Annotated in this window: 1 rRNA gene; it reads right to left on the bottom strand. The window is 51.1% G+C overall.

What is annotated here, in order from left to right:
- Positions 1–2,844 (bottom strand): 23S ribosomal RNA (locus tag DPF93_RS20890); the annotation flags it as partial.
- Positions 2,845–2,872: the final 28 nt, after the last annotated feature.

Below are 2,872 nucleotides of genomic sequence, written 5' to 3'. Positions count from 1 at the left end.
CAGCACTTACACACCTGACCTATCAACGTCGTAGTCTCCGACAACCCTTTAGGATACTTAAAGTATCAGGGAGAACTCATCTCAAGGCTCGCTTCCCGCTTAGATGCTTTCAGCGGTTATCGATTCCGAACTTAGCTACCGGGCAATGCGTCTGGCGACACAACCCGAACACCAGAGGTTCGTCCACTCCGGTCCTCTCGTACTAGGAGCAGCCCCTTTCAATTCTCCAACGCCCACGGCAGATAGGGACCGAACTGTCTCACGACGTTCTAAACCCAGCTCGCGTACCACTTTAAATGGCGAACAGCCATACCCTTGGGACCGACTTCAGCCCCAGGATGTGATGAGCCGACATCGAGGTGCCAAACACCGCCGTCGATATGAACTCTTGGGCGGTATCAGCCTGTTATCCCCGGAGTACCTTTTATCCGTTGAGCGATGGCCCTTCCATTCAGAACCACCGGATCACTATGACCTGCTTTCGCACCTGCTCGAACCGTCATTCTCGCAGTTAAGCGGGCTTATGCCATTGCACTAACCTCACGATGTCCAACCGTGATTAGCCCACCTTCGTGCTCCTCCGTTACTCTTTGGGAGGAGACCGCCCCAGTCAAACTACCCACCAGGCACTGTCCGTAACCCCGATTAGGGGTCGACGTTAGAACATCAACACTACAAGGGTGGTATTTCAAGGACGGCTCCACAAATACTGGCGTACTTGCTTCAAAGCCTCCCACCTATCCTACACATGTAGGGTCAATGTTCAGTGCCAAGCTGTAGTAAAGGTTCACGGGGTCTTTCCGTCTAGCCGCGGGTACACTGCATCTTCACAGCGATTTCAATTTCACTGAGTCTCGGGTGGAGACAGCGTGGCCATCATTACGCCATTCGTGCAGGTCGGAACTTACCCGACAAGGAATTTCGCTACCTTAGGACCGTTATAGTTACGGCCGCCGTTTACCGGGGCTTCGATCAAGAGCTTCGACCGAAGTCTAACCCCATCAATTAACCTTCCGGCACCGGGCAGGCGTCACACCGTATACGTCATCTTACGATTTTGCACAGTGCTGTGTTTTTAATAAACAGTTGCAGCCACCTGGTATCTGCGACTCTCAATAGCTCCATCCGCGAGGGACTTCACCGTCAAGAGCGTACCTTCTCCCGAAGTTACGGTACCATTTTGCCTAGTTCCTTCACCCGAGTTCTCTCAAGCGCCTTGGTATTCTCTACCCGACCACCTGTGTCGGTTTGGGGTACGATTCCTTACAATCTGAAGCTTAGAGGCTTTTCCTGGAAGCATGGCATCAATGACTTCACTACCGTAGTAGCTCGACGTCGTGTCTCAGCCTTAAGAGAAACCGGATTTACCTAATTTCTCAGCCTACGCACTTGAACCTGGACAACCGTCGCCAGGCCCACCTAGCCTTCTCCGTCCCCCCATCGCAATTGTAAGAAGTACGGGAATATTAACCCGTTTCCCATCGACTACGCCTTTCGGCCTCGCCTTAGGGGTCGACTTACCCTGCCCCGATTAACGTTGGACAGGAACCCTTGGTCTTCCGGCGAGGAGGTTTTTCACCCCCTTTATCGTTACTCATGTCAGCATTCGCACTTCTGATACCTCCAGCATGCTTTACAACACACCTTCAACGGCTTACAGAACGCTCCCCTACCCAATGAAGTAAACTTCATTGCCGCAGCTTCGGTTTATAGCTTAGCCCCGTTACATCTTCCGCGCAGGCCGACTCGACTAGTGAGCTATTACGCTTTCTTTAAATGATGGCTGCTTCTAAGCCAACATCCTAGCTGTCTAAGCCTTCCCACATCGTTTCCCACTTAGCTATAATTTGGGACCTTAGCTGGCGGTCTGGGTTGTTTCCCTCTCCACGACGGACGTTAGCACCCGCCGTGTGTCTCCCGGATAGTACTTACTGGTATTCGGAGTTTGCAAAGGGTTGGTAAGTCGGGATGACCCCCTAGCCTTAACAGTGCTCTACCCCCAGTAGTATTCGTCCGAGGCGCTACCTAAATAGCTTTCGGGGAGAACCAGCTATCTCCAGGTTTGATTGGCCTTTCACCCCTAGCCACAAGTCATCCGCTAATTTTTCAACATTAGTCGGTTCGGTCCTCCAGTTGATGTTACTCAACCTTCAACCTGCCCATGGCTAGATCACCTGGTTTCGGGTCTATATCCAGAGACTGAACGCCCAGTTAAGACTCGGTTTCCCTACGGCTCCCCTAGATGGTTAACCTTGCCACTGAATATAAGTCGCTGACCCATTATACAAAAGGTACGCAGTCACAGGACAAAGCCTGCTCCTACTGCTTGTACGTACACGGTTTCAGGTTCTATTTCACTCCCCTCACAGGGGTTCTTTTCGCCTTTCCCTCACGGTACTGGTTCACTATCGGTCAGTCAGTAGTATTTAGCCTTGGAGGATGGTCCCCCCATATTCAGACAGGATAACACGTGTCCCGCCCTACTCGATTTCACTGAACACACATCGTCAACTACGGGACTATCACCCTGTATCGTCGGACTTTCCAGACCGTTCGTCTAACGCGTGTAAAGCTTAAGGGCTAGTCCAATTTCGCTCGCCGCTACTTTCGGAATCTCGGTTGATTTCTTTTCCTCGGGGTACTTAGATGTTTCAGTTCCCCCGGTTCGCCTCATTAACCTATGAATTCAGTTAATGATACTAGCTTRTGCTAGTGGGTTTCCCCATTCAGAAATCCCAGACTCAAATGGTTGTTACTACCTAATCTGGGCTTATCGCAAGTTACTACGTCTTTCATCGCCTCTGACTGCCAAGGCATCCACCGTGTACGCTTAGTCACTTAACCATACAACCCGAAGGAGTTTCGAGTTGAT

It is taken from the genome of Vibrio rhodolitus, assembly GCF_003350325.1.
GTDB lineage: Bacteria > Pseudomonadota > Gammaproteobacteria > Enterobacterales > Vibrionaceae > Vibrio > Vibrio rhodolitus.
The sequence above is the reverse complement of the archived record's forward strand: the minus strand, read 5'-3'. Positions and strand labels throughout refer to the sequence as shown.